The 22,177-nt window shown below is 40.7% G+C and carries 15 protein-coding genes; 7 read left to right on the top strand and 8 right to left on the bottom strand.

Going from position 1 to position 22,177, the window contains the following annotated elements; translation table 11 throughout:
• Positions 1-276: 276 nt before the first annotated feature.
• The 4 genes from RMX69_RS24750 to RMX69_RS24735 all read right to left on the bottom strand — a co-directional run bounded on the left by RMX69_RS24750 (position 277) and on the right by RMX69_RS24735 (position 5,404).
• The gene (locus tag RMX69_RS24750) at positions 277-2,859 is read right to left on the bottom strand and encodes a GAF domain-containing protein (protein ID WP_322639017.1); all 2,583 of its coding nucleotides are present in this window, start codon (positions 2,857-2,859) and stop codon (positions 277-279) included.
• Positions 2,860-3,310: 451 nt separating this feature from the next.
• A complete protein-coding gene (gene pyrR / locus RMX69_RS24745) occupies positions 3,311-3,847 on the bottom strand; it encodes a bifunctional pyr operon transcriptional regulator/uracil phosphoribosyltransferase PyrR (RefSeq protein ID WP_094353001.1) in 537 nt (178 codons plus the stop codon).
• Between the two features lie 84 nt (positions 3,848-3,931).
• Entirely contained in the window at positions 3,932-4,906 is a 975-nt protein-coding gene (gene cbiB / locus RMX69_RS24740) for an adenosylcobinamide-phosphate synthase CbiB (RefSeq protein WP_289798378.1), read from the bottom strand.
• 57 nt (positions 4,907-4,963) lie between these two features.
• Positions 4,964-5,404, bottom strand: a complete 441-nt coding sequence (locus tag RMX69_RS24735) for an Rrf2 family transcriptional regulator (RefSeq protein ID WP_289798377.1) — start codon at positions 5,402-5,404, stop codon at positions 4,964-4,966.
• A gap of 469 nt (positions 5,405-5,873) precedes the next feature.
• Between RMX69_RS24735 and RMX69_RS24730 the strand changes: the two genes are divergently transcribed.
• Positions 5,874-6,287, top strand: a complete 414-nt coding sequence (locus tag RMX69_RS24730) for an AbrB family transcriptional regulator (RefSeq protein ID WP_094353004.1) — start codon at positions 5,874-5,876, stop codon at positions 6,285-6,287.
• A 211-nt stretch (positions 6,288-6,498) separates the two neighbouring features.
• On the opposite strand, the gene RMX69_RS24725 is transcribed toward RMX69_RS24730, so the two are convergent.
• Positions 6,499-8,403: a chloride channel protein gene (locus RMX69_RS24725; RefSeq protein WP_322639016.1), complete on the bottom strand. Its 1,905-nt coding sequence runs from the start codon at positions 8,401-8,403 to the stop codon at positions 6,499-6,501.
• Positions 8,404-8,882: 479 nt separating this feature from the next.
• On the opposite strand from RMX69_RS24725, the gene RMX69_RS24720 reads away from it, so the two are divergent.
• Together RMX69_RS24720 and RMX69_RS24715 are read left to right on the top strand one after the other, a co-directional pair.
• On the top strand, positions 8,883-9,269 hold the full coding sequence (locus RMX69_RS24720) for a hypothetical protein (RefSeq protein ID WP_289798376.1): 387 nt from the start codon (positions 8,883-8,885) through the stop codon (positions 9,267-9,269).
• Positions 9,270-9,915: 646 nt separating this feature from the next.
• Positions 9,916-10,485, top strand: a complete 570-nt coding sequence (locus RMX69_RS24715; protein WP_289798375.1) for a hypothetical protein — start codon at positions 9,916-9,918, stop codon at positions 10,483-10,485.
• 174 nt (positions 10,486-10,659) lie between these two features.
• On the opposite strand, the gene RMX69_RS24710 is transcribed toward RMX69_RS24715, so the two are convergent.
• A complete protein-coding gene (locus RMX69_RS24710) occupies positions 10,660-12,279 on the bottom strand; it encodes an ArnT family glycosyltransferase (RefSeq protein WP_289798374.1) in 1,620 nt (539 codons plus the stop codon).
• 592 nt (positions 12,280-12,871) lie between these two features.
• On the opposite strand from RMX69_RS24710, the gene RMX69_RS24705 reads away from it, so the two are divergent.
• Positions 12,872-14,041 (top strand): hypothetical protein, encoded by a 1,170-nt coding sequence (locus RMX69_RS24705; protein WP_322639015.1) that lies wholly within the window; start codon positions 12,872-12,874, stop codon positions 14,039-14,041.
• A 13-nt stretch (positions 14,042-14,054) separates the two neighbouring features.
• Here the strand turns inward: RMX69_RS24705 and RMX69_RS24700 are convergent, their stop codons facing one another.
• Together RMX69_RS24700 and RMX69_RS24695 are read right to left on the bottom strand one after the other, a co-directional pair.
• A complete protein-coding gene (locus tag RMX69_RS24700; RefSeq protein ID WP_289798372.1) occupies positions 14,055-15,362 on the bottom strand; it encodes a recombinase family protein in 1,308 nt (435 codons plus the stop codon).
• A 31-nt stretch (positions 15,363-15,393) separates the two neighbouring features.
• A complete protein-coding gene (locus tag RMX69_RS24695; RefSeq protein WP_322639014.1) occupies positions 15,394-17,331 on the bottom strand; it encodes an ABC transporter ATP-binding protein in 1,938 nt (645 codons plus the stop codon).
• 728 nt (positions 17,332-18,059) lie between these two features.
• Here RMX69_RS24695 and RMX69_RS24690 point away from each other — a divergent pair.
• From RMX69_RS24690 to RMX69_RS24680, 3 genes are all read left to right on the top strand, one after another.
• Positions 18,060-18,773 (top strand): hypothetical protein, encoded by a 714-nt coding sequence (locus RMX69_RS24690; RefSeq protein ID WP_289798370.1) that lies wholly within the window; start codon positions 18,060-18,062, stop codon positions 18,771-18,773.
• A 67-nt stretch (positions 18,774-18,840) separates the two neighbouring features.
• A complete protein-coding gene (locus RMX69_RS24685; protein WP_322639013.1) occupies positions 18,841-20,490 on the top strand; it encodes a tryptophan halogenase family protein in 1,650 nt (549 codons plus the stop codon).
• 16 nt (positions 20,491-20,506) lie between these two features.
• Positions 20,507-22,084, top strand: coding sequence for an NAD(P)/FAD-dependent oxidoreductase (locus RMX69_RS24680; RefSeq protein ID WP_322639012.1), 1,578 nt, complete (start codon positions 20,507-20,509; stop codon positions 22,082-22,084).
• The last annotated feature ends 93 nt before the right edge of the window (positions 22,085-22,177 follow it).

Below are 22,177 nucleotides of genomic sequence, written 5' to 3'. Positions count from 1 at the left end.
ACGATAGAAGCACACATCAAACGCTAAAAAGAAATTCATGTGTCCTCAAATCAATGGAGCGTTTCTATCTCTTGTCCAAGCAAAAGCTAGCTCTACTGTCGGAAATTGTTCAACATTCGCTATCAACACCAATGGTTTAGAGGGTGTCTGAAAATTTTTTGCATACACCAAACGCTTAGAGATTCCCCTAAATCTAGGGGCTGGGGGTGAGGGCAAAACGTTGTCACCAAGCGGGTTTAGCGTTAAGTTGACACCTATGCACAGCTGCGTGCCCTACTATTCCTCAGAGTTTGCTTCAGCAGTTTGATACGCTTGTAGGAGCCTAGCATGATCGAGAGTAAATCCTACTTGCATCGCTATCTGGGCAAATAAATCAATCTCAGATTGTTGCCAATTACGGGGTTCAGAACACTGATGTGCAATTAACAAGCCAAATAGCTGCTCATCTTTGATAATTGGTGCAACTAAATTTGCTTTTACACCAAAAGATTCGAGCAGTTTAATGTGACAATCAGCCAAACTAGACTCATAAATGTTGTTGATTGCGACAACGCGACCAGACTGGTACTTTTCTACATAGCCTTGAGTAAAACAGGGGTCGTGAATTTTAGACCGCAAAACTTTGGGATAACCTGGAAGCACTGATTCAGCAATAATAATTCCGAACCAATTAGCGTAAAAGCTATAAACTAACACTCGGTCAGTAGTCAGTGCTTTGCGAACCTCTTCCACGGTAGTTTTGATGATATCCTCTTCTTTGAGGGATTGGCGAATGCTGCGGATAATATCCACTAGTAACTGACTTCGCATCCTTTCAGCTTCGATTCTTTGCAGGAGTCTTGCATGGTCAAGAGCAAATCCTACTTGCATCGCTATCTGGCCAAATAAATCAATCTCAGATTGTTTCCAATCACGGGGTCTGGAGCATTGATGTGCAATTAACAAGCCAAATAGCTGTTCATCTTTAATAATGGGGGCTACTAGATTTGCTTTCACACCAAAGGATTCGAGCAAGTTAATATGGCAGTCAGCCAAACCAGCTTCATAAATGTTGTTGATTGCGAGAACGCGACCAGACTGATAGTCATCTACATAGCCTTGACCGAAACATGGGTCTTGGATTTCAGCTCGCAAAACTTTTGGGTAAGTGAGAACAACTGATTCAGCAATCACTGTTCCAGACCAATCAGCATCAAAGCTATAAACCATCACTCGGTCGGTACTCAGAGCTTTGCGAACCTCTTCCACAGTGGTTTTGAGGACATCCTCTTCGTTGAGTGATTGGCGAATAATGCCGATAGTATCTGCTAACAACTGACTTTGCACACCCTCAGCCTCGATGCGTTGCAGGAGTCTTGCATGGTCGAGAGCAAACCCGACTTGCATGGCTATCTGAGCAAATAAATCAATCTCAGATTGTTGCCAATCACGGGGTCTGGAACATTGATGTGCAATTAATAAGCCAAATAATTGTTCATCTTTGAGAATAGGGGCAACCAAATTTGCTTTCACAGCAAAGGATCCGAGCAAGTTAATGTGACAATCAGCCAAACCAGCTTCATAAATATTGTTTGTGGCTACAACGCGACCAGACTGATACTTTTCTACATAACCCTGACCAAAACAGATATCTTGAATTTCAGACCGCAAAACTTTGGGATAACCTGGAACCACTGATTCGGCAATTATAATTCCAGACCAATTAGGGTAAAAGCTATAAACCAGCACTCGGTCAGTACTCAATGCCTTACGAACCTCTTCCACCGTCGTTTTGAGGACATCTTCTTCGTTGAGCGATTGGCGAATGCTGCGGGTAATTTCGATAAATACCTGAGCGTTATCTGCCTTGGTATCTACTTGTTGTAGAAGCTTGGCGTAGTCAAGGGCAAATCCTACTTGCATGGCTATCTGAGAGAACAAATCAATCTCAGATTGTTGCCAAAAGCGAAGTCTAGAACATTGATGTGCAATCAATAAACCGAATAGCCGTTTGCTTTTGAGAATAGGTGCTACTAAACTAGATTTGACAGCAAATTGCTCCAGCAACTCAATATCAGCATCACTGAGATCGCCTTGATGGATATTATCAGTAGCATGGATGCTACTATTTTGGTATTTTTCTATATACCCTGCCTCAAATCCAGGCTCAGAGACTGTAACCCCTAATATTTTCGGTAAACCAGGCGCTACTGATTCGGCGATAAAGGTTCCATTATATTTGGAGTCGAAGCAAAAAATGGTGACGCGATCGATGCTTAAAGCTTTACGAATTTCTTCTGAGGTAGTTTTGAGAACATCTTCTTCATTGAATGATTCTCGAACCCAGCGGGTAATTTTGATTAATAGTTGGGAATAATCAGCTTCGGCTTCTTTCTCCTGTATTAAAACCGAAAGTAGGTCTGTAAATAAGGTGATGTTTCTCTCTAACATCACTAATTCATCTTGGCCAGCGATGAAGACTTGAGTAAACTCACTGTCTGGACGTAGCCTCTTTTTAATATTATTAGAGATTGCAGCAACATTGCTGACTCGACTCATAACTCGATTCGTCACAAAAACAGCGATCGCACCTGCTAAAATTGCTGTCACTCCCATACCAGTTAACAAGAGTGACAATTGTCTTTGTAGAGCAAGTTCACTTTCTGGTGAACTTTTTACACTCTCTTGTCTTACTTGCGGAATTTGTGTGTTGATTAAATTAATTCCATAATTGTAAGTAGCTGTTCCAATTGCAACCACAGGGAGGACACTGATACTTAGTGCCCAAACCATTGCTTTAGTCTTTAAACTCCATTTTTGTTGCCAGAGTCTCTTTTGGCGATTTCGTCTTGCTTGGTTTTGAGAAAAAGACTGACTCATAAATGAAACCTGGATTGTTGCAATTGAGAATCAATTAAAGAACCTCACCACCAAATTCTACACAAACCTTATTAAACAAAGACTGGCTTTCAGGAGTATTTTGAGGCACTAATTTTCTAAGTCATGTCCCATAATGCTTTTGTTTCCTTTAAATTCAAAAAAATTGGGTCTGATTAACAGGTTTGTTGACAATCTTATGGCGATCGCTTGGTTAGAATGTCTTATTTTCTCATTAGGAGTTGTGGTTTTCTGGCAAGGCAGGCAAACAATCTTTATTTTTTAACAAGGTTTTACAGACTTCTCGCAGTTGCCTTTACCCGTGGTATCATTTTTGCTTGATTACTGATATTACTTTTCAAGTACATGAGGGACAAAATGCAGGATTAATGCATCAGTTTGTACTTCCTGCCCCTCTGCCCCTCTGCTCCCCTGCTCCCCTGCTTCCATTAGCCTAATCTGCAATCAACTCTACTGCATCTCGTCCATCACAATTTTGTAGGTAAACTTTGACAATTTCTTCTTTAGCTGTAGGCAACTTCTTGCCAATAAAATCTGGGTGAATTGGTAATTCTCGATGGCCTCTGTCTACTAACACAGCTAAACGAATCACTTCTGGCCTACCATAATCGTTGACTGCGTTCAAAGCCGCGCGAATCGTCCGTCCTTTGAAAATCACATCATCCACGAGTACAACCGTTTTCCCGGTAAGATCAAAAGGAATTTCGCTTTTCGTTGGAGTCCGCAATCCAATTTTGTCGAGGTCATCTCGATAAAATGTAATATCCAAAGCGCCGACTGACACTGCTACACCTTCTAGCGTCTCAATTTGACGCGCCAATAATTCGGCTAATAACGCACCCCTGGTATAAATACCAAGAAGTACCAGTTGAGACAAATCACGCGTCCTTTCGACAATTTGAGAAGCAAGACGAGTCAAGGTACGACGGATTTCTTCAGATGAGAGAATTTCAACTACTTTGGCAGACATAGCGAGTCATTAGTTAGGAGTGATGAGTTAAGAGTTAGGAGTTTTTATTCTTAACTCTTAACTCCTAACTCCTAACTCCTAACTTTACATTTTATTTGGGAGCATTAAGAATATTGCGATCGCTATCCCTAACCATAGCAAAAAACAATATCGAGTCAGCTGTAAAGCATTCTGAATAGAAGTTGCAGTAATGGCATAAATAGCATCTCCTAGCAGTGGTTTGGACTTGGCTACCCCCCGATACCAATTTGTACCTCCCATCTGCACACCTAAAAATGCAGCATAGGCGCACTCGCTCCAGCCAGAATTGGGACTAGGATCTTTAATTGCATCCCGACGACAAATTTGCCAAATATGCATCGGTTTACCCGATAGCAGTGCCAGAGTCACAACTGTTAACCGACAAGGTAGCCAAGTCAAATAATCTTCTAACCGGGCACAGAACCATCCTAAATAAGTATAGGGTGCTTCTCGATAGCCCACCATTGAATCAAGGGTACTGCTGGCTTTATATGCTAAAGCTAAGGGAGTTGGCCCCACAACTGGTATAAAGACACCAACAATTGCATAAAAAAGCGGAGCCATTACCCCATCTGTGGCATTTTCTGCAACCGTTTCTAAAACGGCTCGGTAAATTTCTGCTTGTGAGAGGTTTTGGGTATCTCGACCAACGTAATTACTTAAAATCTTTCGAGCCTTCTCCAAATCTCCGACTGTTAAAGGTTGTAAAACAGCCTCCGCTGCTACTCGCAAACTTTTGCCAGCAAAACAACTAGCCAAAAGAATGCTATTTATGGCAATTCCTAAGAGTGGATGAACCCATCTGGCAATTTGAATCATCAAAAAGCCAACAAGACCGCTACCAATTATCAAGATAATACCTAGTACAATTCCAGCTAGGCGTTGTGTTAGAGAATTTTGACACAATTGGAGAAAAAATTTGGTTAGGCGAGAAATTACCCACCCCATAACTTGCACTGGATGAGGCCAATCCCAAGGATCGCCAATTAAATAATCTAAAAATGCTGCAATTATTAAGATATAGATATTATTAGTCATAAGTCGCAAGTCTTGGGTTAGAAGTCAAGGGTCAATATTTTGACTATTGACTCTTGACTAAACCACAAAACTAGCTTCTTCTCCAAGGGAAGCTTGCCGACTCCGAGCATCGTAATAAAGGTCTGCCAGAGTAATACTGTATAAAGCTTCTTTGAGTTTTTGGTTGAGTCTCTGCCAGAGGCTAAACGTTACCCAATCTTCAGCTTGTGTAGGTGCTGGGGTGTGATGAGGTAAATGGCTAGTCTCGCCAACAGCTTCTAAGATTTCTCCTATAGATATTTGTGCAGGCTCTCTTGCCAATTGATATCCGCCGATGCTACCACGAATTGATTTAACTATTGACGCACGACGCATTTCTATTAGTAGTTTTTCGAGGTAAGGAGCTGGAATATCTTGGCGTTTTGCGATCGCTCTCACAGATGCAGGCCCATATCTTGGCTGTAAACTTAAATCTAGCAATGCCTTCACACTATAGTGTCCTCTGGTAGTTAATTTCATTTTGGCAAGCTTTGTTGTTTGTCTTTTGTCTTTGTTGGCACTGCATCTCTCTGAAAAGAAATTCTGATGGTCGGCTTCCGACTCTGAGACTTCTTTAGTTTGTCGTTTCTAAATAACCAATGACTAATTACCATTGACCAATGACTAAGGATCAGTTTTGCTTATCATTCTGTGACTCAGTTCTCATCCTTAAGAAATAGACAACCTTTAGAGCGTTAGTTTAGAAAACTTAAAACTTATATAGTCTAGCAGGAATTCACAAACTATATATATAGTTATCAGCATTGCCAGCATTTTCTAAAATAGATTGTCTTGTCAATATTGGTAATGGCATAACAATTGTGCATCTGAGTGTAATATACTTGGCTAGGTTGAGATAAAAACTAAAGGATTATGTTCCTGTTAGCTCAACCTCAGCTAAAATAAAATCGATTCAAACACTTCAAACATTCATTTTCGACCTAAGTTGATGCCTAAACAGAAAAAAATTGAACCCTTACTCGGCGAAGAACTGCTCAAAAAAGTCAAAGAGCTAGAGAACGAGAGCAAAGAAGACAAAGCTAAGAAGTGCGGCTACTATACCGTTACCAAAAATGGTATAGAACGCGTCAATATGATGAAGTTCTTAAATGCCCTAATTGATGCTGAAGGCATTCAGTTAGACAGTACACCCAGCGCTAATGGCCGTGGTGGACGTAGTGCTAGTTATAGAATTAGTGTGCAATCGAATGGTAACTTACTTATAGGTTCAGCTTATACAAAACAGATGAATCTTAAACCAGGAGATGAGTTTCTGATTACTTTAGGCAAAAAACACATTCGTCTGAGACAGGTAGATCCAGAAGATCGCGAAGGTGATGAAGCCATAGAAGCCACGGCTTAATAAATGGTCATTAGTCAATTCTCCGTTGTCCTTTGTCCGTTGTCATTTGTCCTTTGTGAAAAGCAATGACTACAAACAGTCATTAGTCAAGTGTCATTTGTCCTTTGTGAAAAATAATGACCAATGACTAATGACCAATACTTCTCTACGAGAGGCTACACCCGAAGCGAAGCTATGCCGCAGGCTTTACGATTACGCTCAGTACAAGTGACTAATGACTAATGACTATATCTGTAGTAGGTAAGACTGGTAAATAGTGGCGAAGAGCCTTGCGCGTGACTGCTAAATTACAGGTTAATGCAATTTGCTCTTTTTCTAATAAACCCAAAATGCGATCGGGTTGGTCTCGTGCTACCACTGGTAATTGATGTAAACCTCGAAGACTCATTCGGTCTAAAGCCTCAGATAAAAGTTCATCTTGCCATGCATAGAGAATTTCAGTAGTACAAATGTCTATGAGGGTTTGACTGGATAAATTATCAGGAATTTCAGTTAGAGAATTTGGGTATGTTTGCCAAATAGCAAGGGCACGGTTAATATCTTCCAAAGAAAGTATACCAACTAATTGCTCTGCTTCATCAAATACTAAAGCACTACGGACGCGATCGCGGGTCATTTCTACAGCGGCATCTAATACTCCCAGAGTTGCAGGTAACTTTTTGGGACAGGGATACATGGCATCTTCTACCAAAATTTGCTGCACAATTTCCGCTTGTTCATCTTTCAATTCTGAAAGACCAATTTGTTGTAGATTAGAGTTAGAGTTAAAAGTTGGTTTAATCCTTTCTACTAACCAAACACTTAAACCCACAGCTGCCATCAACGGTAAAACAATTCGATAGTCACGGGTTAATTCAAACAGCATTAAAATAGCCGTTAACGGCGCTCTCACACTAGCAGCTAGCACTGCTGCCATTCCCACCATTGCGTAAGCTGGGGGAGCCGCCATTTGATCGCAAATTGTCGGGAATGCTACGGCTAACATTTTGGCATAAGCCGATCCAAAAGAAGCACCTAAAAACATTGCTGGTGCAAACAAACCACCGATGAAACCACTACCTGCACTAATTGCAGTCATCAATAACTTCACCACCAACAACATCACCAATAAGTAGAGTGGAAACTCCACATCTTGAAGCATTGCTTCTACAGTTTCATAACCGACACCTAGAATTTGCGGAAACTGCAAAGCAACTGCGCCAATAATTGCACCGCCAATAATTGGATGAATCGGGTCAGGAATTCGTCCCAAAAAGGCAAAACCTGGAACTTTCCCAGCAAAGCAAGCTTTTGCTCCCCGAATTGATTGAGTATAAGCCAGAGAAACGAGGCTGGCCCCTAAACCTAAGCCAAGGTAAAGAGGTAATTCCAAAGGACTGCGAACTTGGTAAACAGGTAAATCAAAAGCAGGTTGGGCCCCCAAACCAATTTGGGCAATTAATGCTGCTACCACCGCTGCTAACAGCACCACACTTACAGCAGAAGTAGCGAAAGATGTCGCTCCCATCACTACTTCTAGAGCAAAAAATACTCCAGCGATGGGGGCATTAAATCCCGCAGCAAGTCCCGCCGCAGCGCCAGCACCCAATAGCAAACGTTGTCGTTCTTGAGATACATTGAGGATCACAGAGAACAACATGCCAAAATTTGCGCCAATTTCGACACTCGGCCCTTCTGGCCCCAAAGAAGCACCGCTCCCTAAAGAAACAGATGCGGCCAGCATTTTGCTAACTGGTCGTAGTGGTCGCCTAATCTCTTTTCCCTGAGAGGCGGCGATGAGAGATGAAAGTCCAGGGCCAAAGTCTTGAGTGCGCCAGCGCATCAAGCCAACAATTAATCCGCCAAGGGTGGGAACGCAGGCTAAAGTCCAAGCACCCCAGGCGCCAATTTGACCCATTAAATTTTCCAGCATCAGCTGGTGAACCAACTGGATTAAATAGTGAAAGGTGACTACACCCATACCAGTACCACCGCCAATCAGCATGGCTAAAAACAGCACAACTGTTTCTGGGGATGGCTGAAAACGATTAATTAGGTGAGCTAAACGAGCGGAAGGTGTAGGAAAGGCAGGTTGTTCCGTTACCTTCCTCAGTTGAGTGGGAGGCAAGAGAGTCATTGAGAGGCGGGGTAAATGTAAGAAAAAATTTAAATTTTTATCTGTTACTTATCATTGTGAGCCATTATTTAGCAACCGGACAAGTAGACTTTATTTGCTTAACTTACAAAGCTTTAGCTAAAAATGTCATTGTGCAAAATTTGTGTGGGGAGAATGGTTAAATGAGAGACAATTATTATTTAAGGGTCAGCGATGCCTAAGTTGAGCGTAGCTGCGGCTAGTGGGGTGCGAGTGGGCACCAACACTATTTTTTATAGAGATAACAAAGTTTTTTGGTTGGGTGGAAGTACCTGTAAACATTAATCATGAGTCATCCTTGTTTAAATCTAGCTATACTCGTGTTGCGACTATTGAGGCATCCTTGGTAGTAATAGAATGTATGTATGATTGATGCCTGATATCAGATCGTACATTGATTGACCCCAATTCAATATAGCTATTGTTATAGAGCGAGTAAGTGGACTAGGCGGACGAGGTAAATGAATATACACACTTTTGATAATCATTATGTTACTTGCCCAATTTGCCAAAGAAATGCTACGCCTAAACCAGTTAAAACACGCATGGGCTTGTTTTGCTGTCCCTATTGCCAGGAAAGGCTAGTAGTTTGCCAAAGTGGTCATTATGTCCGCGATCCTTTTACTTGGAGACAATTGATGATGTCTTCGTCGCTACGTCGTCAAAGCCGACCTTTAGCGAGGATTATCAGAGATTTTATTCTACTCAAGCGTCCGATGGTAGCCTTGGCTGTAGGTAGTGCCATTTTCTTTAGTGCGATCGCTTTGACCCAAGAAAAGACAAGTTACGATCGCCAAATCCTTCCCACAACAGAGAAAGTTAATGAACCAGGAAACAAATCCCAGTAAATCGATTACTTTTGTATAAATCAAATTCTACTTTGATTTTTGTAATATTATAACTAAATACTCTGATAAAACCGTGTCTTATTACCCCAAATAGGACACGGTTTTATATTAGACCTGCCTTGAAAATAAGGCAGGAGGCAGATCGCTTTTAGCGTCTCCCCTTCTCCCAAAGGGAGAGGCTAGCGCCAAGGGAGAAGGCAAGAGGAAAAGACATTTTCATTGTTCCTTGTGAGCGCAGCTCATAAAGTCTCTTGCAAAAGTGCTTTTTGCACTCTCGTCGGAAAAGGGAAAAGGTTAAAGCAGGGTGGTTTCATACAAGCAGAGAAAAACTAAAACTGAGTTTCAAAGCCTGGACAAAAAACAAGAACTCAAGACTTATGTATTTTTCTTTTTTCGGATGAAACCATCCTGCCTGTATAACAGTGATATTCGGGATAAAACTGCATTTATCTATTTGAGAAATAATACAAAAACGTCACATAATTCACCAAGGTACTAAGTAATTTTAGTAGTTAAATATAGAAATATTAATTTTGATTTGATAAAAATCAAATTACCGATAAATTACTGACTTTATTGTTAAATATAGAGCTAAAGATGGTAAAAATACCATCAATAATACCACTTTATATCAGTTTAAAAAACCATGTTTAAAAAAATCTTAGCAACAAGTATTGCAACAGTTGGATTAATGATGACTGTTTCAATCTCTGCGGCTCAAGCCAATCCTACTGCAATGACTTGGAGAGTGTTAGGAAGCCCTTTACCGCTTGGCGGCAAAACCTATGTTTTGTTCGGTTCGGATGGTGGCACTAATCCTTATATAGGTGACACTAGTATTAACGAATATCGCTCACTGCTCTGCATTAAAAAGAACCCTCTATTGCCAGCACCATTAGGTCTTCCTCCATCCTACTTAACACCTGGCGGTTCGACCGCAGCTTCTTGGTCTGGCGGTAGTGTGTTGGTGATTCCTAATGTCCAAGGAACGCAATTAACATCTCTAGCAGTTGCAAATAGGATATGCAACGTCGTAGGACAAATTGTTCGTGGTACTTCTGGATATCGGATAGCAGAATTCCATGATGGCACTGGTTTTTTCGCTGGATGGAGTTTTTGGGCAGAAGCCTATGACTACATAAACGGTTTAGCGCAGTCTCCGCCTGCACGCTATTGGGTTTACATCAATAGCACACCTGCGAATCCTTGGCCTTAGAGGTTGTTTGAAAATGCTTCATAGACATAGGAGTGAAAATGTTTGTAGAGACGTAGCAGTGCTATGTCTCTACAAAAGTTTTAGGCAACGAATAATTAATTTCTGAGATGTCTAATGCCCAATCCTCAATACTTCAACAGGCTCAGTACAAGTGCCCAATGCCCCACATTACATTTACAGCCGATTAGTATCTTTTGTGACTAACTTCCAACCTTCAGCTTGGTCAATTAGCTTCATGGACTCTAGTTGAAGATTGTTGAAATCAGATACATTAAGCAGGAAGTAGGGTTGGCCGTTGTAGTGCCAATAATATTCCAGTTCACCAACAGAAGCGGGAATTATGATGCGATCGCTATAATAATCCAACGAGGGACGATGGTAGGGAAAAGATGTGTAAATCTTCCTCGTCGCTGGATTTGCCCTTACAATCATAGCGGCGACTGGTTTAACTGGATAGGCTTCAGATAATTCCCAAACCCAGTAGTTAGATTTCATTAACAGTAGCAGCGAAATATAACTTCCCCAAAACAAAATCTTCAGAAATTGTCCGTCGCCTCGTTCTGCCAATATGGCTGCTAAAGTCATAGTTAAAGCTACTGCGGCAAAAATCAGTTGTAAGTCTGTTTTTGGTGTTGTACCCGAACTGAAATAAATACTACCAGCAGAAGCAGCCACAGCAAGTATTGCCAAACCAGCAACCCAAGCACGGGGATAAGATGAGAGTAAAGGCGAATTTTCCGTTTCTGATAATTGGATACCAAAAGCTAAAGCTAAACTAGGGTAAATCGGGAATAGATACCAGGGAACTTTGGTAATCATGAAGGAAATTACCAGCAGATAAACCCCACTCCACGCCATTACTAGTTTTGCCCAGCTAAGGTTGCGATTTTCCCAGGTTAAGCGGACAGTTTGTGGTAAGAATAATAACCACGGCCATGTGTATTTGAGAAGTTCAATCACATAGTACCAAGGTGGTTCAGAATTACCTTCTACAACTGAGCCAATTCGGCCTAGTGATGGGTTGGCAATACCAATTTGGGCGAAAGTATAACCATAGCGAATTAGTTGGGCACCATACCAACCAGCTACAGGTAGAATGCCGATTAAGATTGCGATCCAGAGATAGTAACAAGTGAGCAGTCGTGGCGTATCCCAAAACAGAAATACAATTGCGATCGCACCGAGTAATACACCTAGCAGTCCTTGAGTTAAACAAATAAACCCAAAGCTAATACCAACACCAAGACAATAGCGTAAATCTCGGCGCGATCGCAACACGCACAACATCATCACCATCAAAAAACTTACCATCGCCCCATCTAACATTGCTAACCGCCCATGACGTACCACGGGTAGCATTGTTAGGTAAATCAAGGCGCTATAAATAGCAGCCCAACGTTGGCGAAATATCTCTCGAGCAATGCAATACAGTAAAGGTACAGATGTTGCTGTTAAAATTGCTCCAGGTAGGCGCGTTGTCAACTCATTTTCGCCTCCTAGAGAATAAGCCCAAGCTATTAGCAAATGCATCAAAGGCGGCTTGTTGTGATATGGTTCGCCTCCTAACGTTGGGTAAAGCCAACGCATTGAACCTGCTGGGGCGTGCCAAATTTCACGAGCAACCTGTGCCACAGTACCTTCATCCCAATCTCGCAGCGGCAACCCTCCCAGATTGATGCTAAACAGTAATACTGCTGCCAACAGCAATACTATTAGCCATACCCAATCAATCCATTTGCCAACCGTGCGATGCTGTTTTTCCAGATGACTCCAAATAAAGCTTCCTTCTTGCATATTCTCTGGTAATCATTTTACTTGCTGGTTTGATTACATAGAGACATCTAGCGAATCTCCCATGTTGCCACCCAGTAACAACGTATGTTCTTAACAATTGCTAGTTTCCAAGATTAACTCAAATTTTTATAATTAGCGCTATTTTTTGAAAAAATTATATTGGTTATTTAAATCACATTTCAGCTAATAAATGATAAAAATAATACAATCAATTATTTATTACCTGTCAGATAGTCCGTAAATAAACTTGTATTTTCTTTTTGAGGTGACGCTTAGTTTAAATTTTATCTATTTACTTTTTATCTGGCTAAGTCAAGAAATTTTATACCTGATTACTACACCAATTAAATGGTATACTGAATACTTAAAAAAATACCATAAAATTTTTTAAATAGTAGTTTGATGAAAAACATAATTATTTATTTTTTAATAAAGCAATTTTAATAATTATTAATTAAAAATCGTCCTTCCTAAAACTGATTTGGCTTTTTTAATTTTAATTAAGCAACTCTTGAATTTAGATATCTATGATCTACAATTTTTTAAGGACTTTCGATAACAATAAATAGCTAAAAATTATTGGAGACTGTCAATGAATTTACCTGTAGTTGTAGATATTACTCTTGGCTTGGTTTTTATTTACTTGATTTTGAGCTTGCTAGCTTCAGAAATTCAGGAACTAATTGCCACATTATTACAATGGAGAGCTAAACATTTAAGAACTTCAATTGAATTACTTTTATCAGGTGGTAGTGAAAGTGAAAAATCAGATATTATTAATGCAATCCATTTGGTACAGAAACTTTATAACGATCCTTTAATTAATACATTGAATCAACAAGCTAAGGGTAAAGTAGAAAAGCATTTCCAGGAAATTACTAAAAAACCTGATAAAATAGTACTAGAAAAACAAAGCGGCCCTTCCTATCTTCCTTCGGAAACATTTTCAATTACTTTATTAGATACCTTAAAAATTCCTGAGCTAATTAATTATGTTAAACATCCTAGTGAAGAAGCAAAAACCAATTTGCAGATGATAATAGCCTCTTATAAAGAACTTAAAAAAGGTATTAATAGTCCAAATAGTGCAAGTTACACAAAAATTCAAGAAATTTATGGAGAAATTGACCAGAAATTTATAGATTTTGTTAATAAAGAGTTACCTGATGAAGTCCCTGATAGTTTAATTAAGAGTCTTAGTGTAATTGCTCAACGTAGCAGGATAAAGATTGGCGATCTTACAGAGGAAGTAAATCAATTTAAAAATGAAGTAGAAACATGGTTTGATCGCTCGATGGATCGAGCAAGCGGTGTTTATAAGCGCAATGCCAAAGGAGTTGCTATTTTAATTGGAATATTAGTTGCCTTTTTAACTAATACTGATACATTTCACTTGGTTAAAAGACTGTCGCAGGATTCGGTTATCCGCTCTACCATTACTCAAAGTGCAAGTCAACGAATCGATTATATTAACGATCAAGAAGCTAGAAAGGAGATTGAAAAGCTATTAGGAAATGCTTCTATACCGATTGGATGGCAAAATATTAATCAACAGTTTGAGTTATTAGATACAACGAAATCGAATATAGTTTACATCAGAATTTCACAGGTTTTTAAATTAATTTGCGGTTGGATAGTGAGTGGTTTTGCTATTGCTATGGGTGCGCCTTTTTGGTTTGATATCCTGAATAAAGTTATCAATGTGCGGAATGCAGGGCCAAAACCTGTTGCGTATACTAAGGATCAACCGTCTCAAAAATAGTGTTTCAATTAAATCAAAAAATAAAAATAACTTGGAGTTTTAATTCTTTATTCTGACAAACAATCTCAATTTGCCTAATAAATTCTCGAAAGTAAAATCTTCGTTCTGTTTCCGACAAATCTAACCAAAATTGTGGTATTGAAACAGCTTGAGCAACAGAACGCAAGTTAACTGGCGGGAGAATTGCCAACTTTGCTTCGAGTGCAGAAATTTCTGTGCGGAGTTTGTAAGCCCTTAACTTTGCTGTTTCATCATCTAAAATTCCAGTTTCAATTAAAGCGGGTAACTGAGCAAGTATTTCTTGCTGACGAGCGATCGCTTGCCCTAAACTATTCTTGAATGCATCCAATTGAGGAAAATTCATCCCTGCTACCGCCAGAGGTAAATCACGGCAAACCCTTTCAATTGTATGTTCCAACACCTCTTGGTAGGGAATCGCCTTACACTTGGGGCTTTGAGGACAGCTAGTGGAACGTAAATAAAGATACTCCTTATCTTGGTTGCGTTGGGTAACACGGGTAACTGTCAGATGCGACTGACACTCAGCACAGACAACCAACCCAGCCAGAGAACGCGGTGCGCTAGCAGTTCGGGATGGTAAACGGCTGTTACGGCGTAAAAGTCGGTCAACTTGGGCTGCTTCTTCCTTAGAAATTATCGGAATATGGGTATTGGAGATAATTTCACCATTTTGGTAAGCTGTATTGCCGCGATAGACTGGATTAGTCAGCCAGCGTCTTCCTGTGGTGACAGAGATTTTCTTGCCGTATTTTTTCGCCAAGTAACGGACTGAACCTCGCAGGGAACCATAGAGTAAAAAGTGTTCAAAAAAATCTTTGACAACTGGTGATGTACTGCGATCAATGGTATATTTTGCCTTACCTCTGCGATAGCCGTAGGGAACTTTGCCGGGTGGCGGTGCAATCTCAAGACGATTACGGGCGTGTCCTTGGCGGATGCGGCGGCTACGTTGCTGACGTTGGATTGCGTGTAGTAAATTCAGCAAGTCAGCGCCCAGAGGGTAATTTTCAGAAGTGTAGGGTTGTTCAGTGGCGATTACTGCGATTCCCATGACTTCAAGTTGATTGAGCCGATCGCTAATTTCCTCTACAGTATCCCCCAATTCTTCCAACCGACGAATCAGGAGATAATCTGCTGGTTCAGTTTGGCAATCAGTAAATAATTGTTGTAATTGCGATCGCCCAGAGGATTTTTGCTTGCCTAAATCTTCATAAATCCGATCCACCTCCCATCCCCAATCTGCTTGATCGGGAGAGGATTCTAATAGCGGATCGGTGTAAGAGTAGGCAATTATTTTCAAAGGTTTAGCGCAGTATCACAAAGAAATGATATCAGTTGTAACTACTAGCTTGACGACAAAACATCAAGTGATACTGTCCGCCTAGTGCCATGAGTTCGTCATGAGTGCCTACTTCGATAATTTGACCATGTTCTAGTACTACTACTCGATCTGCTAGTTTTGCCAAAGCGAGGCGATGGCTAACTACAACGGCTATTCTACCCTTCGCTAAGTTACGCAAAATATTGTAAATCTCATGTTCTGTTTTCGGATCGAGGTTCGCCGTTGGTTCATCAAGGATGACTAATTCAGCCGGAGAGAGTCGCAGCAAAGCACGAGCGATCGCTAATCTTTGCCATTGTCCCCCTGATAGATCGATACCTCCTTCTAGCTGTTTCCCTAACAGGGTTTCTAAGCCTTGATCGAGATTTTGAATTACTTTAGCCAAACCAGCCTCAGCGATCGCTTCCGTGATGGCGGCGTCATCCTGCATTTTAGGCAAATCCCCAAAGGCAACATTCTCGCGCACGGTAGTCGGAAAACGAGCGTAATCTTGCATGACTACATCAATCCGCGATCGCAATTGTTCTAATGGGAGCGATCGTAAATCTTGCCCATTCCAAATAATCGCACCTTGGCTAGGATCGTAAAGGCGACATAATAGCTTTGCTAATGTAGTCTTGCCAGCACCATTCTCACCCACAAGTACAATCATCTCGTTGGGGTGAATCGTCAGGTTGATGTTTTTCAGAATTGGCTGATTGCTATTGGGATAGGTAAAGGATAGATTTTTGATGTCAATACCTGTTTGCGATGCTTCATACTCAGTTGCATTCACATCTGATAAAGCTTGCCGATAATCAGATGAATTATTCCCATTTTTTTGAAATTTCCGATTGTTAACAGCCGATTCCCTGACTTTTCCTGATACATTTGTTACTGACTTTGATTGAGAACCGGACAACTGTGGCTCTAACTCCAAAAGCTGGAAAATAGGTGTTGTTGCCAGTGCAATATTATACAACTCTGACCCGCCAGACATCAGATTCTCCAAACTCCGATGCACTTCCAAAATTACCCCAGTGTAAAGCGCCAAATCCCCCAAAGTATGGGTTCCACCGATCACTCCCTGGACTACGTATACGTATGGCAACGCCAAACCAAAACCACTCAATAAAGACCAGCCAATAACGCCTGTTGTCCCCCGACGGCGGATTTGTTGCATTGCCCGAAAAATAGTCCGGTAAAGCCCGTGCCAGCGTTCTAATAATAAGGTTTGCAAGCTAAATAAGCGTATTTCTTTGGCGTATGTCTCTCCGGTTAAAACCGTTTTATATAAGTTCATTTCACGAAGAACACTCGCTTGGGTTCTTTCTACTCCCCAAACTTGCTTACGGTATTTCATCTGCACATACATCACAGGGGTAACGCAGCTAAACAAAATTAGCGGTACCCACCAAGCAAGAGACACCAAAAGCAGTATGGCTGGAATGAAGATAAAAACTCCCTCTAACATCGTCACAAGCCTCATACAAAGCTCTGGAAGCCGTTGCACTCCCTTTTCGGTCAACTGCACCAAATTGAGCAAATCGGGTGTTTCAAACAGGGCAATATCTTCAAAAGTGGCAACCTTCTCAATTACTTGTCCTTGGACAAAACCGGAAATGCGGTCGCGCAGTGAAGTATATACAAAGGGATTGATGTTAGCGATCGCATCACTGACCAAATTTACCAACAGTGAACCGGCAATACTGTACAGTAGCAGCGGTTGCGAAAGTATCAGGGCGATGGCATTCTGCGTTGTCCCTGTACTCAATAAGCGGGTAATTTCATCAATGATCGTTTTGTTGAGCCAAATGGCGATCGCTGGGCCTGCACCACCCATTAATGTCAGTATTGTTACATAGCGTAGCTCCTTTGGAACTACCTGTATCACTGTTACTACACTCCGGCGAAATGCTTGGAATGGAGAAATTTCAATTATTTGCATATATTTTAAAGTAGCAAATAATAGCAAAATTCCCAGACAGACGTTGTGATCTCAATTCAACTCGTAGAGAAGTGCGGGCTACGCCTAAGCACTATTTTTCCCGACTCATACAAGAAGTCTATTTTCTTGGTTTGATGCCCAAGTACATTTGCAATATGCACCGGAAGAATTTGAGTGTCCAGTGGCACTTGGGTATGAAAAGTAATTATTGATACTGTATTTAGCTATAACAAATCTAAAAATATTTCCAAGTATATACGAGCCTGCTTTCAAATCTTAGCTAGTGCAGAACGCTTAACTGACCGATTTGGTTTTTCTGAGCAAGGTAAACGCTCATATCAGACCATTTCTTAACAAGTGTACTTACGTAAAATCTGCGTTTATTACATAGATACATTGAAGTTAAAGTAAAAATAAATCACAGTAAATTAGCTGGTTACAATTTAGCGTTAGCCTCAATACGATATAACACAATACACCTAAAGTATTGATGTAGAGAAGCTATTTATCACATCTTCAAAGACCAATTATCCTTCAATTAACTGTATTGCGATAAACAAGTTATGCATTGTTTGCTATTCAAATAGTGAGTGGATTTTATGCCAATGAATATCAAAAAAACTTTGGAAATTTAGCAACCAAAGATGTGGCAGATTATCCTTTCTAGAGCAAAGCAAGAAATTTATTTCCGCTCTAATATTAAACATTGAAAATCGGTACGATTAAAAATGCAACAATTACTAGCATTGATTGAACATAAAAAACAAGAATATGCTCAATTACCTTTGTTTAATTTCATGCGAGACAAGAGTATAAATGCCAGACAAAGATTAGCTTGGGCACCATGCGCCGCCCATTTTATTATGAATTTTGGCGAACTGAATAAGTGTTTTTTACGAGTAGAACCCACAAAGGATCCAATTCAGGCACTAATTAACAAGCATACTTATGAAGATGACCATCATTGGCTGTGGTTTTTGGAAGATTTGAAGAACCTAGAACTTGATAAATCATTGAATTTTAGTGATGCCTTAAAATTTCTTTGGAGTGAAGAAACTAAGAATGCTCGCTGGCTAAACTATCAGCTCTATCGATATACTTCAAACGCTACTCCCATTCAGAAAATTGTAATTATTGAAGTTCTCGAAGCGACTGGAAACATCATGTTTTCAGTTGCGGCAGAGGTTGGTACAGAAATTAAAGCCATTACCCAAAAACCATGCCGATATTTTGCCGATTTTCACCTGAATGTTGAAACTGGTCACATCACGGGTACATCTGGAATAGAGCAATATTTACAAGACATTCAACTATCAGAAGAAAGTCAGCAAGAAGCCTTTGAATTAGTTGAGAACTTATTTACAGTTTTCACACAATTTACAAATGAGCTTTTGGTATATGCTAAAACCCATCAAATCAAGCAAGAATTAAAAGCTGCATAAATTCTTGAACAAGTTTTTTGTAATTGATTTCCCTACTTAACTTTAGACTTCAAGAGGAACTTTTGTTATGTCACAGAATGTACAGGATGTACAAAATATTGTAATTGTTGGTGGTGGTTCAGCCGGTTGGATGACGGCAGCTTATTTGAGTAAAGCACTAGATAAAAATATTAATATTACTCTAGTGGAATCATCTAATATCACCAAAATTGGAGTTGGAGAAGCAACTTTTAGTACCATCAAAGTATTCTTTGATTTTCTTGGGCTACAAGAATATGAATGGATGCCAAAGTGTAATGCCACATATAAAATGGCAATTAAGTTTGTCAACTGGAATGCGAAGGGGCAACACTTCTACCATCCCTTCCAGAGATATGAGGTAATTGATGGCTTTGATATCTCGGAATGGTGGCTGAAAATGAAGAAAGATCAAGAAGCATTTGATTATGCTTGCTTTCTAATTCCTTGGCTGTGCGACCATAAACTGTCGCCAAAGTATTTAGATGGTAAGGTCTTTGATCGCAAAGTTCAAAATGAATTTTCTCAAGATCGTATTGTCAAGAAAAATATCCTGGATAAGTTAAAGATTCAGTACCCCTATGCCTATCATTTTGATGCGAATCTACTGGCAAGATTCATGAAAGATTATGCAATGGAAAGGGGAGTGAAGCAAATTGTTGATGATGTGGTAGATATTAAGTTAACTGAGGATGGGAGCATAGATAGTCTCACAACCCAAGAGCATGGTATTCTCAGTGGCGATCTTTTTATTGACTGTACTGGTTTCCGTGGTCTTTTAATCAACAAAGCCCTTGGTGAGCCATTTATTTCTTATTCAGATTCCCTATTGTGCGATCGCGCGATCGCCATGCAGATACCAACTGATATCAAAAAAGATGGTATCAACCCTTACACTACCTCAACTGCACTTTCCTCTGGTTGGGTCTGGAATATACCTTTGTATGGCAGAAATGGTACTGGGTATGTTTATTCGAGTGCATTCATTTCTGCTGAGGACGCAGAACAGGAATTACGCCAGCATTTGGGAGTTGTTGCTGATAATCGTCAAGCCTCTCATATCCAGATGCGGATTGGACGTAACAGAAACTCATGGGTGAAAAACTGTGTAGCAATTGGTCTTTCCAGTGGATTTGTGGAACCGCTAGAATCTACTGGCATCTTCTTTATTCAACATGGAATTGAAGAGTTAGTTAGCCACTTTCCCAGCAAATCTTTCAATCAAGAGTTAATTCACAGCTATAACAAAGTTGTCGCTGACTGCATAGATGGTGTGCGAGAATTTTTGACACTTCATTACTATGCTAGCGATCGCACCGACACAGAATTCTGGAAAGCAACTAAGAACAATATCAAAGTTCCAGAAGAACTACAGGAAAAATTACGATTATGGAAAAATAGACTGCCAAGCAACAAGACTATCAACCCGAAATACCACGGCTTCGAGTCTTACTCTTATTCGGTAATGTTGCTGGGGCTAAATTACATGCCTGAAAGCAGTCTTCCCATTTTAGAACATATCGGAAATGACAACGCCGAGGCTGCATTTTTGGAAATTAGGGAAAGAGCCAATTACCTAACTTCAACTTTACCGTCTCAGTATGAATACTTAACTCATGTGATGAAGTCACAAGAACAGTCAGAGTATCTGAGTGTGGTTAGCGATCGCTCACATCAGATTCCTGCACTAATTTCATAATTTAGGAGAACCCAAGATGACGGTGAAACAAGTATGTGTGATTGGGGCTGGAGTCAGCGGATTAGTCTCAGCGAAGACGTTTATTGAAGAAGGTTACGAAGTGACATTGTTCGAGAAACGGCAGGGACTTGGTGGTGTGTGGGAAAGATCGAGGGCTTACCCAGGACTGTCAATTCAAAATCCCAGAGACACCTATGCTTTCTCAGACTTTCCTATGCCTGCCTCTTATCCCGAATGGCCTTCAGGAGAGCAAATATGCGCTTACCTTGAATCCTATGCCCAACACTTTGGTGTCACAGAAAAAATTCAGTTCGGTGCGAATGTCACCAAAGTGGAGCGCAAATCAGGAAATACTCCTGGATGGGTAGTTAGTGTCAGCTTTCAAGAAAATGGTCAGGAGATCGGAAAACAAAATTACGAGTTCGACTTTGTAATTGTGTGCAATGGCACTTATGATATTCCCTACATTCCTAACTTGCCGGGGATGGAAGAGTTCATTGCCGCCGGAGGGCAGGTAATACATACTAACAACTTTAATGACGGCTCTGTAATTGAGGGCAAGCGAGTGGTTGTTGTCGGTTTTGGCAAGTCAGCCACCGATTTAGCGAATCTCGCAGCTAGCAAGGCCAAGGAATGTACCCTTGTGTTCCGTCAAGCGCTGTGGAAAGTTCCCAACTTCTTTCTCGGTCTGTTGAACATCAAGTATATTTTCCTGACTCGGTTTGCAGAAACTTGGATGCCCTACCATAAACTTCAAGGATGGGAAAAGTGGCTGCATAGTTTTGGCAAGCCACTAGTGTGGGCATTCTGGCGGCTAAATGAGACTATGCTGCGCTTACAGTTTCCCCTTGATGCTTGTGGAATGGTGCCCAAACAACCGATGAACAAATTGATTGGTTGTAGTATTGGCTTAGTACCTAAAGGCTTTTTTGAGCATGTACGCGCGGGTAAAATTCGTGCTGTGAAGACAAAGATCAACAAGTTTTTTGCTAGTGGCGTCGAATTGGATAACGGCGAACGAATACAGGCAGATGTTGTTGTCTTTGGCACAGGTTTTCTTCAGGATATCCCCTTTTTAGAAGAGAAGTACCGCAGACACGTCTTTGATGAAGAAGGCACTATCCATCTTTACCGCCATCTGATTCACCCTCATGTTCCCCAAATGGGTTTTGTTGGTTATAACTATACTTTTTGTGCCCAGTTATCAGCAGAAATTGGTGCTAGGTGGTTATCAGAGTATGCCAAAGGAAATTTACCTTTACCATCCCCGCAACAGATGCTAGAGGATGTAACAGTAGAGTTGGAATGGAGGAAGAAAGATAGACCTTATGCTTTCGTCAGTGGAGCATGTGTAACTCCTTTTACATTCCATTACATTGATGAGTTGCTTCAAGATATGGGTTTGAGTAGCCGCCGTCAAGCAGGGAACTTGGTTGGGGAGTTTTTGATGCCAATAGATCCATCTGCTTACAAGCATTTGGGTAAGGAATTACAAGCAAAACAAAAACAACATCCATCTCTCAATGATTTGGCGATCGCCTCCGGCGGGGCTATGCCCATCGCGGCAAATGTAGAGGTAACAAGCGTTCGTTGATATCTCCCAAATAAAGTTCGGTGAGGTTCTCACCCGAACCCTATGCTAAATTTACGTGAGTCTCCAACAAAGACTCACGTAAATTTTCCAGTA

It is taken from the genome of Nostoc sp. EspVER01, from assembly GCF_034530635.1.
Classification (GTDB): Bacteria; Cyanobacteriota; Cyanobacteriia; order Cyanobacteriales; family Nostocaceae; genus Nostoc.
Note: the sequence above shows the minus strand (reverse complement) of the source record. Positions and strands in the feature narration are given on the sequence as shown.